7 protein-coding genes are annotated in these 14,814 nt (G+C 50.3%); 1 reads left to right on the top strand and 6 read right to left on the bottom strand.

The genetic code is table 11. The features are described from left to right. The first annotated feature begins 1,426 nt into the window (after nt 1–1,426). Nucleotides 1,427–1,822, top strand: a complete 396-nt coding sequence (locus tag D0A37_RS09465; protein ID WP_006632892.1) for a response regulator — start codon at nt 1,427–1,429, stop codon at nt 1,820–1,822. A gap of 310 nt (nt 1,823–2,132) precedes the next feature. On the opposite strand, the gene D0A37_RS09460 is transcribed toward D0A37_RS09465, so the two are convergent. The 6 genes from D0A37_RS09460 to D0A37_RS09435 form a co-directional block, all read right to left on the bottom strand. Next, nucleotides 2,133–6,260: a DNA-directed RNA polymerase subunit beta'' gene (locus D0A37_RS09460; RefSeq protein ID WP_242723534.1), complete on the bottom strand. Its 4,128-nt coding sequence runs from the start codon at nt 6,258–6,260 to the stop codon at nt 2,133–2,135. A gap of 461 nt (nt 6,261–6,721) precedes the next feature. After that, a complete protein-coding gene (locus D0A37_RS09455; protein ID WP_242723533.1) occupies nt 6,722–8,596 on the bottom strand; it encodes a DNA-directed RNA polymerase subunit gamma in 1,875 nt (624 codons plus the stop codon). Nucleotides 8,597–8,680: 84 nt separating this feature from the next. Then, nucleotides 8,681–9,772 (bottom strand): HNH endonuclease, encoded by a 1,092-nt coding sequence (locus tag D0A37_RS09450; RefSeq protein ID WP_242723531.1) that lies wholly within the window; start codon nt 9,770–9,772, stop codon nt 8,681–8,683. A gap of 162 nt (nt 9,773–9,934) precedes the next feature. After that, nucleotides 9,935–13,321 (bottom strand): DNA-directed RNA polymerase subunit beta, encoded by a 3,387-nt coding sequence (rpoB, locus tag D0A37_RS09445; RefSeq protein WP_242723529.1) that lies wholly within the window; start codon nt 13,319–13,321, stop codon nt 9,935–9,937. A 451-nt stretch (nt 13,322–13,772) separates the two neighbouring features. Then, nucleotides 13,773–13,955: a hypothetical protein gene (locus D0A37_RS09440; protein WP_242723527.1), complete on the bottom strand. Its 183-nt coding sequence runs from the start codon at nt 13,953–13,955 to the stop codon at nt 13,773–13,775. Then, entirely contained in the window at nt 13,924–14,703 is a 780-nt protein-coding gene (locus D0A37_RS09435; RefSeq protein WP_242723525.1) for a TatD family hydrolase, read from the bottom strand. Before D0A37_RS09435 ends, D0A37_RS09440 begins: the two co-directional genes overlap by 32 nt. Nucleotides 14,704–14,814 lie beyond the last annotated feature (111 nt).

Genomic DNA, 14,814 nt, shown 5'->3' with positions numbered 1-14,814 from the left:
TGCCTGTTACTCTCCACTCTTACCCTAACCTCTATGTTGCCTTCATTTGCGCCTACCTGTCTATTTACCTTCTGCTGTGAGAAGGTTGATTCACAGGAGAACACGGAATGCCAGAAACTCAGAACGTAGTGAGGCTGTAGCTCTTCCTAGGAAAGCATCACGAGGGACTTGAGTCCCCGTCAATCTATGATAGAATTTAATTGCAATTAGGAATAACCATCTACACGAAGAAATATTCTCTTCAGGAGAAACCCCAGATTGATCTCGTCTCGGTACAGTCGTAGCGTGGATCAAGCAGCAATGGTAGACGATCGAGCTTAGCGTATTTTGGCAAGCGTGAGGGACTCCAAAAGTATTAAAAAAGAAAAGTAAGCGCAATTGGAATACCCCTGGTAGTGGTACTGGTTCTGATCGTGTAGAGGCGACTGGACTATGAGTGAAGTCCAAGTTTTGGGCTTATTCAACAATAGAGCGTGGCCGTGACTCGCTGAGGGAGCGTCTCAATGAAAGCACCCAAGCTAGAAATTGGAGGCAGGAGACAGGAGCCAGGAGGAAAGAGGAACAAGGAAGGAGCCAGAAGAAGTATTTATACAAATTATAAGATGAGCCCCTCGCTGAGAGTGTCAAAAATGCCGATATCGATGAATTCATCAGTCAAAAGCTCTGCTGGCGATATCTCCTAGTCTGGCATTCGCTTGATGAAAGAAAGCGTCGATATTTTAAGCCGTTTTGATGGGTTAAAAGTGAGAATTAGGAATCTCCAACAATCCCCGCTAGATTCGCTACTTCGACTGCTGGGGCGACGGGAGTCTGTGAATAAACAGGGCTTGATTCTAATGAGGAGGAAGGAAAATAATTATCACACATTCCCGATTCTAATACCAGTTCAAAAAATAATGCAACTGTAGGCCCGTGATCCAAACTGATATCCACTCAATCAGTTCCCATCTAAAATCTAAAATCTAAAATCTAAAATCTAAAATGGTAGAAGCCGGAGGCTGGATCGAAAGAGAGGATACTATAAGTCCAGGAGGCACGGGTAGTCAGAAACCGGGTTTTTTCATAGCAATAGTTCGTTATAGCCCGCCGAAACGAGCAAAAACCGGGTTGCGAGGCGTCGTCCATGCGTCCTGGATTGTACTAGAAACCTGCTACCTGAGAATCTTGAGACTCTCACCAGTGCCAGGTCTAGTTATAAAAAAGAACTAAACTGTCTGTGTGTAGTAGTCTAAATGATGGTACTGGATGCTTCTAGGCATCTGTAAACCCTCTCACAGCTAGTGGCTCAAGGATATACATACGGGTTTTGCAGGGTTCCCGGCTGATGGCGCTAAAAACTCTGCATTTTTGACGGGGAATGTAATCCCCGTGTCGTGTTCCTCTTTGGACTAAAGTCACAAAGTTTCTATACTTCCCATATTTATTTATGAAAACCGTTCTGATTGTAGAGGACGATTTGGTTAATGCTCGGGTTTTTTCCAAAATTCTGACTAAGCGGGGCGGCTTAGCCGTGAAGCACACGGAAAATGTTGAAGAGGTGATGCAGATTGCTGCCAACGGCGAAGCTGATTTGATTTTAATGGATGTGTCTCTTTCGCGCAGCGTGTACCAGGGTAAATCTGTTGACGGCATTAAGATTACTCAACTGCTCAAAGCTGATCCACAAACGGCATCGCTGCCGATTATTTTGGTGACTGCTCACGCGATGGCTGGTGATAAAGAAACATTTCTGGATCAAAGCGGTGCCGACGGTTACATCTCTAAACCTGTGGTAGACCATCAAGAGTTTGTTAATCAAATCAAGGCTTTGCTGCCTGATTGAGTGAACCATACATGAAGAAGGAATAAGAAGGAAGAAGGAAAAAGGAAGCAGGAAGAAAGAATTGTTTGTTTGAACCAACAAACAATTAAAACTCTAGAGTTACAAAGTTTGCTTAAACTCTGAATCTTCCTTCTTCCTTCTTCCTTTCGATTTCCCATCGCACAATGCTATGAGTTCGGACTTTTAATTAGTGAGGAAAAATTTGAGATTTTTCAATTCATGAAATCGAAGTGTGCGTTGCGGCGAGGAACCAACTTATCCTCAGCGAGCGCAACGCTGTTCACTCATTCATGCAATCTCAAAACTATGATTAGTCTTCGTCCTCATCGAAGTCAAAACCGATATCATCATCGTCAACATCAGGTCCCAAGGCATCATCATCAGTCTCAGCGACAAAATCGTCATCATCAACCTCAACTTCCTCAAAATCCTCATCAGGCTCAAGATCAGACGGGCGCCCGATCTCAAAAGCGCTCTCGATCGTATAAGCACGGCGCGCAGTACGGTCATCAAGTACCACATCCTCCTGTAAATCGTGGATGTCGTCCTCAAACACAGCACCATCAAAACCCGCATCCTGAACCCCAGCATCCTCATAGGCATTGAACCCAGTACCCGCAGGAATCAGGCGGCCGATAATCACATTTTCCTTCAGCCCGCGCAGCCAGTCAGACTTACCTTCGATCGCAGCCTCAGTCAACACCCGCGTAGTCTCCTGGAACGATGCAGCGGAAATAAAGCTATCAGTATTCAGCGAAGCCTTAGTAATCCCCAGCAACACCGGAGTATAATCCGCCGGCGCTCCACCAGTAATTGACATCGCCTCATTCACCTGCTCAACCTGCCGCAATTCTACCAACTCGCCGGGGAGCATAGTAGTATCGCCACCATCTTCCATCCTGACTTTGTTGGTCATCTGGCGGACAATCACCTCGATGTGCTTGTCAGAAATATCCACACCCTGAGACTGATAAACCGACTGCACCTCATTCACCAAAAACGTCTGCACCTGTTGGAAACTCTCCAAGGCAGCCTCAAAAGTAGACTGCCGCTCCTTGAGCACGTGGAAGAACACCTCCAGAATTTCGTGAGGGTTAGCAGGCCCGTCGGTCAAAGCTTCGGCGACGCCTACGCGCTGTCCGTCGGAAACGATCGGGTTTTGACCAGGCAACAAAGGATACTCCTCAATCCGGCCATCATCCTCAATCACCGCAAGTTCCACAACATCGTCATCCGTAACCACGCGAGCCGTCCCCGGCCGCTTGGCTAAAATACAAGCTTCCTTCGGCTTCCGCCCTTCAAGAAGTTCCTCAATCCGTGGCAAACCCTGAATGATATCCCCAGTCTTTGCCCGCTCAAACACCAGAATCACCAAATTGTCACCCCGCTGCACCAAGTCGCCGTCGTCTACGTGCAGCACCGCACCAGCCGAAACCCGGTAAGGACGAGCCACCCTGAGCAAGAGTTTCGCCGATTCTGTCTCCGACGCAGGTACAACCTTCACAACTTGGCCCGACTCTTCCAGAACAACCCCCGGAGCTATTTCGGTACCAGCCACCAGCAGTTGACCCGGACTCACATCCGGCGTACCCGCCACAGAGATCGAAATAGAATCCGCATCTCGCATCACCAACAGTCGGCGCACTGGTTCGCCATGCCCCTCACGGATGCCTCGAACGATACCCGCTTCTTTGCAGAGAATCTCGGTGCGGGCGACTACTGCCCCGGGCGCGATCGACTGCCCATCTTCGACCAACAGCCGCGTGTGGGTGCTGCCCTGAGTCGGATCGGCAGATACATCCCGCCGAATCACTAGCGATTCCAAAATGACTAGCTGCAAGCGGAAAGTCTTTGAAGCTCGATCGCCCCCATCAGCCACAGCCATCGCCAACTCTTGCGACGCACTAGCGTCTTCAGGCGAACCCCAAGCCGGGCCCGAACCGTCCGCCCCAAAAGCCATAGCATCGTCCTCATCCGGCAGCAGCTCGATATCCGCCGCCAGTTGCGGAGCTCCCGAACCAATTTCCAAAATAAGCTGAGTCCGCAGCAGTTCCAATCCCTCGACAGATTTGACGCGCTCCCCATCCTTATAAGGAAGTCGCTGCACCGCTTTCAAAGAGATCGACTCATTCAGCGCCGTCTGAGAAGGCACTGGTGGCTTATCCGGCACCGGAAACTCCACCACAGGCCGCAGCAGCAAAGCCGGGCCCTCGGGAGTTTCGATATACTCCGCATAGCCCAACTCTTCGGCAACCAAGCCTGGGAAAATTTCTTGACCGGCGTTGACGATTTGACCTTCCCCAAATGTTAGCGGCGGGCGGTCAACTACATGGAGTGTGCCCGGTTTGATCACAATTTCCCGCAGGATGTCATTTTTCTGAGTGATTTCCACTGCCCCACTGGTTTGGCAGAAAATATCCTTCACCACCTCAGTACCGGCTTCTACGTACTGGCCATCTTCCACCAGCAGCAGAGAAATATCCTTATTGACCTCGTGGCATTCTTCTGGTATCCAGAGCAGAGTCCCCCCCTTCACGACTTCGTAGCCAAGTTTAGCTTTGCCGCGCTTGTGGACTTCCACCCCGCCGTACTTGACAATGCCGCCTGTAGCGGTGCGGTAGCTGTCGTCGAGCAGTTCCGCGACCACTTCCCCGTTAATCACCTTGCTCCCGGGAGCCGTCTTCAGGGAAAACCGCTGCTTAGAAGATGTTTCGATCGTGTAGTGGTCGCGGCCGCCTGCGCTTTCGGCCCGCACGATGGCTTGGTCGAGCAGGACTTGGGCGGTGATAATTTCGATTTCTCTGGGGTCAGCGATGCGGACTACGCCGCCGTGTTCGGAGACGAGTTTAGTTTCGGCAATCACGCTTTCGGCCGGAATGCGATCGCCATTTTTCACGGCAGGTTCGGCGCCAGGGGGCAAGTTGTATACCTCTCCTGAGAGAATCCAAATCAGTCCGCCTTTGCTGGCTGTGCGGGTTGTGTTCCCTTGGCGGTCGGTTTTTTCTTCAGGCACCAAATCAGCAAATTTGGCTTCTCCGGCTAAGTCGGAAGCCACGTCTGTAGTCACTTTTTCAGTGGTTTTGCGGGCGGCGCGACCGACGATCGGCACTTCCGCCAAAACTTGACCGGGAATGGCGCGTTGTCCGTCTTTGACCATCAGAGTAGAACCCTGGACGATCGCCAATTCGATTTTCAGTTTTTGATTTTTGGCGCCGGATTTCCCTTCTTCAAAGCCGTCGCCTTCAAATACAAGTTTGCCGTTGTTTTCTGCCACCAGTGCTTCTTCGCCGTGTCTGGTGCGGAAGGAGCGAGTACGCAAGTTCTTGAATTTCACTACGCCCGGGAAGGGTGCGCGTTCTTGTTTTGCGACTTCTCCGGTGAATACGCCGCCGGTGTGGAAGGTACGCATGGTGAGCTGGGTTCCCGGTTCCCCGATCGACTGAGCTGCAATAATCCCGATCGCTTCTCCCATGTCCACCATTTTCAAGTGGGCGAGACTCCAGCCGTAGCAGTGCTGACAAACCGATCGGGTTGATTCGCAAGTCAGGGGCGATCGTAAATACACCTCTCCCACCCCAGAATTACCAATTTCCGTCGCCAACTCCTCGGTAATTGGCTGATTTCGGACGGCTTTTTCGCTGCCGTAAGCCACGATTTCCCCGGTTTTGGGGTGCACCACATCTTTGGCGAACACCCGCCCTAGCAGCCTGTCCTTGAGGGGAATCAGCACTGTTGCTCCGTCCGTCATCGGCCGCACTCGAATTCCCCGCTGGGTGCCGCAGTCTACTTCCCGCACAATTACGTCTTGGGATACATCCACCAACCGGCGAGTCAAATAGCCAGAGTCTGCCGTCCGCAAGGCTGTATCTACCAAGCCTTTGCGCGCTCCGTAGGAAGAGATGATGTATTCGGTAACGGTGAGTCCTTCGCGGAAGTTGGTTTTAATTGGCAAGTCAATGATTTCTCCTTGGGGGTCAGCCATCAATCCGCGCATTCCGACTAGCTGCCGCACTTGAGAAATGTTCCCCCGAGCACCGGAGAAGGCCATCATGTAGACCGAGTTTAGGGGGTCTGTGGCTCGGAAGTTTTTGACTACTTCGTCTTTGAGGTCTTCTGAGGTGCTGTTCCAGGTATCGATTACTTTTTGGAAGCGTTCGACTTCGGTGATTTCGCCTCTGGTGTATTTTTGTTCTGTGATGCGGATTTCTTCTTCCGCTGCATCTAGGAGCGATCGTTTTGACGGGGGCACTTGCAAATCGTCCACGCTAATCGAAACTCCCGCTCGTGTCGCAAAGCGGAAACCCAAGTCTTTGAGTTTATCGGCCATTTGCGCTGTACGGGCCGTTCCGTAGTGCATGAAGGACCAAGAGATTAATTTTTTGAGCTGACCTTTGTCAACAACTCGATTGCGAAAAACAATTTCCTTATTTTCTGTCATTTTTCTGAGTAGTGGTAATTGGTAATTGGTAACTTTTACTGCCGTTAGACTTCGGTTCTCTTGAGCGAAGCCCAAGGGTTCAGGAACCGCGTAGCCGAAGTATTGGTAATTGGTAATTGGTAATTGGTAATTGATAAGTAGAGCGACGGGAAAAAACAACAAGCATTTTGTAGGGGCTGGTGAGTGCGTATAAGGAAGAGAGCTAAGCTAGGAGATGAATGGACTCACCTGCCCTTCCCATAATAAAGTTTATTTGCACCTACCTACTTAATTGGTAATTGGTAACTTTTACTGCCCTTAGACTTCGATCCGTAACCGCGTCGCTGAAATTTTTTGTAAGTAGTAATGGGTAAATTTTCTGGTTTTAATCACTATTATTTGCTAGCGATTATTTGTCAGTTATTACCCATTACCCCTTACCCGTTACCTCTTATCCCTTACCTCTTACCCCTTACCCATTTCTAATTGTTAATTACCGATTCGATGGTTTGGTGATAGATAATTCTGCCCGGAGTAGTGCGAATGAATTGATTGATCACCTTGCCGTCTCCGTCTTCCCGAACCCGGCGGAACTTGTATTCTTTCGTCACGATACCGTCGGTAGAGCGTTCCACCTTCAGCGGTTCTCCTTCGGGTTCTGTGTTTTCTATGGCGCCTTGAAACCTCACCCACACATAAGAGTGCAAGTCAACGACTCCTTGTTCGTAAGCTACAACCGCGTCGGTAAGGTTGGAAAAATAGTGACCGGCTCCTTTTTGAGCGTCAGGATTTTCGGCTGTCAAGTAATAGCAACCGAGCACCATATCTTGAGAAGGAGTAACGATCGGTCTTCCGGTTGCCGGCGACATAATGTTGTTAGAAGCCAGCATCAGCAAGCGCGCTTCCGCCTGAGATTCCAGAGACAAAGGAACGTGTACGGCCATTTGGTCGCCGTCAAAGTCAGCGTTAAAAGCCGGACAGACTAGCGGGTGAAGCTGAATTGCCCTCCCGTCCACCAAAATCGGCTCAAAGGCTTGAATCCCCAAACGGTGGAGGGTCGGCGCCCGGTTTAGCATTACGGGGTGTCCTTCAATCACCTCCTGAAGCACGTCCCAAACGCTGGGATCGTTGCGCTGGATCAGTTTTTTGGCAGCTTTGATGTTGTTGACCAATCCTTGGCGGATCAAGCGGTGGATGACGAAAGGCTGGAAAAGCTCGATCGCCATTTCCCTCGGCAAACCGCACTGATGAATTTTCAGTTTCGGCCCCACCACAATCACCGAACGCCCGGAGTAGTCAACCCGTTTCCCCAGCAAGTTTTGCCGGAAGCGGCCTTGTTTCCCTTCAATGATGTCCGACAGCGACTTCAGCGGGCGGTTGTTGGCCCCCACCACCGTCCGGCCCCGGCGACCGTTGTCAATCAGCGCATCCACAGCTTCTTGTAGCATCCGCTTTTCGTTGCGGATGATAATCTCCGGCGCCAGAATTTCTTGCAGTCTCGCCAAGCGGTTATTGCGGTTGATGACTCTCCGATATAGGTCGTTGAGGTCACTGGTTGCAAAACGCCCGCCGTCTAACTGCACCATCGGCCGCAAGTCCGGGGGAATCACCGGAATCACATTGAGCACCATCCAATCGGGATGAGAACCCGTAGCGATGAAGTTGTCAATTACTCGCAAGCGTTTAATCAACTTCGCCCGCTTTTGACCTTTAGCATTAGCAATATCTTCCCGCAGCTTTTCCGCTTCACTTTCTAGCGGAATGTTTTGCAGCAAAACTTGCAAAGCTTCAGCACCAATCCCCACTTCTACACCTGTGAGTGTGGAATCTTCGCTGTAAAGTTCGTCTTCTATTTCCAGCCAAGCATCTTCCGTGAGCAATTGTTTGTATTGTAGCTTCTCTGCATTACCTGCATTTAGGACAACGTAGGCATTGAAATAGACGATTTGTTCGACATCTCGCAGCGGCATATCTAACAGAATTGCCATGTAACTCGGGATGCCTTTGAGATACCAAACGTGAGCTACTGGAGCCGCTAATTTGATAAATCCCATCCGGTGACGGCGGACGCGAGATTCAGTGACTTCAACACCGCATCTCTCGCAAACAATGCCTCTATGGCGAACTCGTTTGTACTTGCCACAATGACATTCCCAATCTTTTGCAGGCCCAAAAATGCGCTCGCAAAACAAGCCATCCATTTCAGGTTTTAACGTCCGATAATTTATGGTTTCCGGTTTTGTCACTTCTCCAGTAATCTGACCGTTGGGTAAAGTTCTCTCTCCCCACTGTCGAATTCTTTCTGGTGAAGCTAACCCGATCTTGACGTAATCAAAGCGTTGTTCTATTTTAGCCATTCTTGACTCCAATTGATAATTTACAGTCGATTATGTGTGGTTGTTTATCTTTTTTGTTTGCTTGTTTCACGGCTTAAATCAATGTTATACTCCTCTATATGTGACGTGGTTTTTAATATCAGAGATGACACTTGACGATACTCCAAAGTCATCAGCGATTTTAGAGATTGATTCTCTACCTCTAATTCTTTTTCGTACCTCAAGAGCTTGCTCGAAAGTCAATTTGCGATCGAGATATCCACCCATGCGAGGAACTGGAACCTCTTCGCCTGCTTCCTTCCAAGTGACGTGATACTTAATATCGTGTATGGTTTTGCGACCAACACTGTATTCGTGAGCTACATCCTTCACTCTCTCTCCTGCTGCTAGTTTTTGCCGAATTTCTCGCACCTTTTCCCAGTCTAATTTGGCATTTGAAAGGGGATGACTTTTGCCTTGAGTGCGTCCTTTCTTAGAAGCATCTAATAAATTTTGAGTGCGCGTTCCACCCCAAAGGTGTTCTGGATTAATACAACTGGGAGTATCGCAGGTATGACAAGCATCTATTGAAGTCGGAACTGCACATCCTAATTTCTCTGCTAAAACAGCACGAGTAACTGATTGGGATTTCCCATTTTTCAAGTACCTGCCATAACCACCTTGACCATCCTTTGCACCTTGAAAAATTATGCAGCCACTGTCTTGAATTTCTCCTACAAAACCGGGGGGAACTGTAGAGAAGTTATCGGGAATATTTGCCTGAAGTATCTTAGTAATAGTTTCATAGTGTACGCCATACTCTTTTATTAGGTGGCTTTTGATGGTTCCAGCTAAATATTGACGCTGAATTTCCCGCAGTTGTTCGATCGAGAGTTGGCCAATACCCGGAATACTTTTGCCTCTGGGAGTTTTGCGATCGCGCCCCATCATCTGCTGCGTATTCTCAGCCGCAGTTCCAGCTACGAGATGTGCTGGGTTGATGCAGCTTGGATTGTCGCAGATGTGGCAAGCAAAATAACCGGAATCTAGAAATCCTGGTATTTTTGATTCGAGCACTAATCGGTGGACTAATACCGTTTTGCCCTCGATCCACTTGCGCCCGTAACCATTTTTCAGCTTGCTCCCTTGCCAGTTAATACAGCCTGTCACCCGGTCAAGTTCTCCTTCAATTCCTGGGACAACTGTTACAATAGTCATGTCAGCGTCTCTCCTCTTAAGAGCGTTGATTCGCCTCAACAGTGTTCGTACCACTGCTGAGGCATTTTAATTGGCAGTTCTCGATTTTAGATTTTAGATTTGAGATGTAAGATTGAATGCTGTCAAACAATTCTTCAATCTAAAATCTAAAATCTAAAATCCCTAATCCTCGTCAAGTTCGTCACGAGAAAGCGATTCGTAAGTAGGCCGGGAGGGCGATCGCTTGCCCCCAGCATCTGCCATCAAATCCACCTCAACGTGTTCGCTGCCCTCGTCGGATGTATTCACCTTGTGCACAGCAATATCCAAGCACAAAGATTGCAACTCCCGCATCAGCACCTTGAAAGATTCCGGCGTACCTGGCCGCGGAATAGCTTTGCCTTTGACGATCGCATTCAGCGCTTCATTCCGCCCCTGCATATCATCCGACTTGACAGTCAGCAACTCTTGCAAAGTATAAGCTGCGCCGAAGGCTTCCAGAGCCCAGACTTCCATTTCCCCGAACCGCTGACCCCCCTGCTGCGCTTTGCCGCCCAAAGGCTGCTGCGTTACCAGCGAGTAAGGGCCTGTGCTGCGGGCGTGGATCTTATCGTCTACCAAGTGCACCAGCTTCAGCATATAGGCGATGCCAACTGTGATGGGGCGATCGAACGGTTCACCAGTTCGGCCATCGTAGACAATAGTCTTGCCGGGGTGCTTTTCGTTAAACACCCAAGGCTTGCCGGTTTTTTCGCGCGCCTCCTGTAACTTGCCGTGTACGGTTTCCCGCGACTTTTCAGCGCCGTGCATTTCATCAAAAGGCACCATTTTGAACCGCATCGACAGATTTTCGCCCGCCCATCCCAGCAAGCACTCAAAAATCTGACCCACGTTCATCCGCGACGGTACGCCCAAGGGATTGAGCACGATGTCAACGGGAGTCCCGTCGGGCAAATAAGGCATATCCTCCATCGGCAGAATCCGGGACACAATACCCTTATTCCCGTGGCGGCCGGCCATTTTGTCGCCTACTTGAATCTTCCGCTTTTGAGCTACATAGACGCGGACGACCATGTTGGCGCCGGGGGGCAGTTCGTCGCCCTGTTCGCGGGTAAACACCCGCACGTCCACCACGCGGCCTTTTTCGCCGTTAGGAACTCGCAGGGAATTGTCGCGCACGTCGCGGGCTTTTTCGCCGAAGATTGCCCTCAGCAGTTTTTCTTCCGGCGGTTGGTCGGATTCGCCTTTGGGGGTGACTTTGCCGACTAGGATGTCGCTGGCTTCCACCCAAGCACCTTTACGGATAATGCCCTGTTCGTCTAGCTGGCGCAGCGCGTCTTCGCCGACGTTAGGAATTTCGCGAGTGATTTCTTCTGGGCCGAGTTTGGTTTGGCGGGCTTCGATTTCATATTTTTCAATGTGGATCGAAGTGTAGACATCTTCGTACACCAAACGCTCGCTAATTAGCATCGCGTCTTCGTAGTTGTAGCCTTCCCAAGGCATATAAGCTACGAGGATATTGTGACCCAGAGCGAGTTCTGCCCCTTCGGTGGAGGAACCATCGGCGAGAACTTGACCTGCTACGACTCGATCGCCCTCATAAATCAGCGGACGCTGATTTAAACAAGTATCTTGGTTAGAACGCTGATATTTTTGCAGTTCGTGTTCGATGCAGCCAGCATATTTTTGCTTCCAAACCGAGGGCTGTTTGACTTTGAGTTCGTCGTATTCCCGAATCAGGAAATTTTCTTCGCCGGAATTCGATTCGGCATCGTCCGCCAGGGGTTTGACAATAATCCGGGTAGCGTCGATGTAAATCACCTCGCCGTTAATCCGGGAAACCACAACCATCCCGGAATCTCGCGCCGCCTGAGCTTCCAAGCCCGTACCGACTAGGGGCCGTTCTGGTTTCAGTAGCGGCACAGCTTGCCGCTGCATATTAGATCCCATCAGAGCTCGGTTGGCGTCGTCGTGTTCCAAGAACGGAATCAGCGATGTCGCGACGGAGACGATTTGCACGGGCGAAATCGCCATGTAGTCCACCTGCATCGGAGTGGTGGTAGTAAACTCTTGGCGGTAGCGGACGGCTACGGTTTCGCCCAAGAGGTTGTTGTTTTCGTCGAGACTGATGTCTCCGGGGGCGACGCGCAAATCGTCTTCTTCGTCTGCTGTCATGTAAACAGGGGCTTTGTCGCGCAGCACCCGTCCTTTTTCTACTGGATAAAAAGGAGTTTCAATGAAGCCGTAGGGGTTGACGCGGGCGTGGGTTGCCAAGGAACCGATCAGACCGGCGTTGGGGCCTTCTGGTGTTTCGATCGGGCAAATCCGGCCGTAGTGGGACGGGTGAATGTCCCGCACTGCAAACCCGGCGCGTTCCCGAGTCAGACCTCCTGGGCCCAAGGCGGAAAGCCGACGTTTGTGCGTCAGTTCTGCCAAAGGGTTGGTTTGATCCATGAACTGCGATAGCTGGGAGGAACCGAAGAATTCCTTGATTGCTGCTACCAGCGGTTTGGGGTTGACCAGAGAAGCAGGGCTGAGGGAGTCGGCATCCGAGACGGTCATTCTTTCGCGGATGATCCGTTCTAAGCGGTTGAGTCCGACGCGCACTTGGTTTTGCAGCAGTTCTCCGACACTGCGGACGCGACGGTTGCCTAAGTGGTCGATGTCGTCTGTCGAGCCGATGTCGAATTCGAGGTTAATTAAGTAGTCGATCGCTGTCAAGATATCTTGGGATGTCAGCACCCGCATCGTATCGGGGACTGTCAAACGCAATTTCTTGTTGAGTTTGTAGCGGCCGACTCGGCCCAAATCGTAGCGTTTGGGGTCGAAAAAGCGCGAGTTGAGGAGCTGTTCGCCGCCCGCCACGGTGGGGGGTTCGCCTGGACGGAGTTTGCGGTAGAGCTCCATCAAAGCTTCTTCTTCGCCGAATTGTCCTTCTTTCTCGATCGTTTTTTGGAAGTATTCCGGGTGGCGCAGGGAGTCGTAGATTTCGCCGTCTGTCAGTCCGAGGGCTTTGAGCAGCACCTGGGCTGAGAGTTTGCGGGTTTTGTCGATTCTGACCCAGACTAAATCGTTTTTGTCTGTTTCAAACTTGAGCCAAGCGCCGCGGTTGGGGATGAGCGAGGCGTTATAGGAACGGCGACCGTTTTTGTCGGTTTCCGATTTGTAGTAGACGCCGGGCGATCGCACGATTTGATTGACAATCACCCGTTCGGCGCCGTTGATAATGAAAGTGCCGCGCTCGGTCATCAAGGGCAAATCGCCGATGAAGACTTCTTGTTCTTTGATTTCCCCTGTTTCTTTGTTAATCAGGCGGGTGGGTACATACATTTGCACCGAGTAGGTGCTGTCCCTGCGCTTGGCTTCGTCCACGTCGTATTTCGGGCGCTTGAGTTTGAAGTCTTTGCCCATGAAGTGGAGTTCCAGCTTCCCGGTGTAGTCTGTAATCGGGGAGAAGCTGTCGAGTTCTTCGATCAGCCCGGCTTCTAGGAACCAGCGAAAACTTGCCCGCTGGATTTCTATCAAATCGGGCAAGGTGAAGGCGAATTCTGTGTAATCTTTAGTGGTCATGGGGGTCCTTTTTCCGCAGTGGCTCTAGCTTTTTACATGGCGCCAAGGCTGGGCTTTTTTACCTTGTTGCGTTTTTTTGATTGATTGTGTGAGAGAATTTATATGATGTTTTCGATCGCCTGCCCACTGCTGCAACGGTTATTTTTGCGGCTTGCTTGCAGTATTTTTGTGCGGATTTTACTTTCGATCCCGATGCTTTTAGCTCCGATCTCGTGGTTTTCCTGGGTAAATTCCCTACAGTTTTGACTCCTAAAATTGACTTGACAGCTATTGCCAAATTGCTGAGGTTCCAAGTTTCTTCTGATCTGTAAGTTTGAGTGTGTAAGTTTGAGGTATTGCGTGAAGTTTTGACCGATCCCGAAGGTTAGGGTACTCGCGCTGTTTTGGTAGTTCCCGGGCGACATCGCAGGATCGGATACTCAGCCAACGCCCGATCGGTCTGTTCTTTTTATTATAGGACGCAAATCCGATCGCAACAGGCAACGCCAAAAGAATCTCCAATAAAGGATGAATCCGGTTTTTCTGGCAGGATAGAAATGGGATTATCCTGATCGCTGGCTCCTAAATCGACTTGTTTTCCTAGTTTCTCTGTTCTGCTATAACTAAACTGAAAAGCCGAATAGCTGACAAGCATTTTCGGTTGTCTGCTGGGACAAAGTTAAGAGAGAAACTCCTCTCAATTTAGCAACTTGCTCGGCTACGTAGTAGACGTAGGCTGGTTCGTTGCGTTTTCCCCGCTGGGGTACGGGGGCGAGAAAAGGGCAATCTGTCTCGACTAGGATGCGATCGCTATTTACCATACAAGCTGATTCTTGTATTTGCAAGGCTTTTTTAAAGGTGACTGTTCCGCTAAAACTGATGTAGAAACCTAGGTCTAAAAACCACTGGGTTTCTTCGGGTGTGCCTCCCCAGCAGTGCATGACCCCGCGCACTGGCCCGCGTGTTTGCCAAAAGTTCCTCAGCATTTGGGCCATTGGGGCGGCGGCGTCGCGACAGTGGATAATGACTGGTTTGTCAAGTTCCTGGGCGATTTCAAGCTGTGCCTCAAACACTTTAAACTGATGTTCTCGATCGTCAGCTTTATAAAAGTCCAGTCCGGTTTCGCCGATCGCCACTACCCTAGAGTCCGAATTCGCTAATTCCCTAATCTGGCTTGCAGTCTCGTCTTTCCACTTGTCGGCATCTAGGGGGTGGAGTCCAACCGCAAACGAAACTTCGGCAAACTGATTGGCGATTGCTTGAATGCCGGCAAACTCTTCTGGCTCTACACAAGAATGAACCAGCCGAACTACACCAGCTTCGCGCCAGCGTTCTCGAATGGCTTCTAACTCAGATTTGTAGGTCTCAAAGTTGATATGAACGTGAGTGTCGATGAGCTGCATGGGGGAAGCAGATTAGAGGTGATACGGGAGAGTTCTGGTGGGATAGGGCGAGGGGGGAGTGAGAGAGTCGGGGAGTGGGAGTGGCAGAGAGTGTGTGGGAAAAATCTTCCG

Source organism: Microcoleus vaginatus HSN003, assembly GCF_022701255.1.
Classification (GTDB): domain Bacteria; phylum Cyanobacteriota; class Cyanobacteriia; order Cyanobacteriales; family Microcoleaceae; genus Microcoleus; species Microcoleus vaginatus_B.
Note: the sequence above shows the minus strand (reverse complement) of the source record. Positions and strands in the feature narration are given on the sequence as shown.

What these genes read in the sequence shown, in the direction of transcription:
- D0A37_RS09465 (WP_006632892.1), top strand. Translation starts at nt 1,427, where the DNA reads ATGAAAACCGTTCTGATTGTAGAGGACGATTTGGTTAATGCTCGGGTT.
- D0A37_RS09460 (WP_242723534.1), bottom strand. Translation starts at nt 6,260, where the DNA reads ATGACAGAAAATAAGGAAATTGTTTTTCGCAATCGAGTTGTTGACAAA.
- D0A37_RS09455 (WP_242723533.1), bottom strand. Translation starts at nt 8,596, where the DNA reads ATGGCTAAAATAGAACAACGCTTTGATTACGTCAAGATCGGGTTAGCT.
- D0A37_RS09450 (WP_242723531.1), bottom strand. Translation starts at nt 9,772, where the DNA reads ATGACTATTGTAACAGTTGTCCCAGGAATTGAAGGAGAACTTGACCGG.
- rpoB (WP_242723529.1), bottom strand. Translation starts at nt 13,321, where the DNA reads ATGACCACTAAAGATTACACAGAATTCGCCTTCACCTTGCCCGATTTG.
- D0A37_RS09440 (WP_242723527.1), bottom strand. Translation starts at nt 13,955, where the DNA reads ATGCTTGTCAGCTATTCGGCTTTTCAGTTTAGTTATAGCAGAACAGAG.
- D0A37_RS09435 (WP_242723525.1), bottom strand. Translation starts at nt 14,703, where the DNA reads ATGCAGCTCATCGACACTCACGTTCATATCAACTTTGAGACCTACAAA.